The organism is Streptococcus mitis, assembly GCF_001074635.1.
Lineage (GTDB): Bacteria > Bacillota > Bacilli > Lactobacillales > Streptococcaceae > Streptococcus > Streptococcus mitis_E.
In genome coordinates this window covers 1-268 of sequence record NZ_JUQO01000134.1, presented here as the reverse complement: position 1 = coordinate 268, position 268 = coordinate 1, and the positions used below count along the sequence as shown (strand labels likewise).

The following is a 268-nucleotide window of genomic DNA, read 5'->3' as shown; positions in this document are numbered from 1 at the left end:
GGAAGAAGTGACAGTCACTGTAGAAGTAACGCCACAAAAAGACGATTACGATCCACAGCCAAAAGCCCAAACAGTGGACAACGGGACAGTGCCAAAGGCAGAAGACAGTGTCGATAAGACCGACTTACCAAGCGGCACAACAATCGCATGGAAAGAAACTCCAGTTGTGAACACACCAGGAAATCATCCAAGTGTAGCCTTAGTGACATATCCTGACGGAACAGTCGATGAAGTCACAGTCCCAATTACAGTTAAGGAACAAAAAGAA

Annotated in this window: 1 protein-coding gene; it reads left to right on the top strand. The window is 45.9% G+C overall.

Going from position 1 to position 268, the window contains the following annotated elements; genetic code table 11:
• Window positions 1-268: Rib/alpha-like domain-containing protein (locus tag ADI58_RS05595; RefSeq protein WP_049521794.1), on the top strand; the 268-nt coding region annotated here is incomplete at both ends.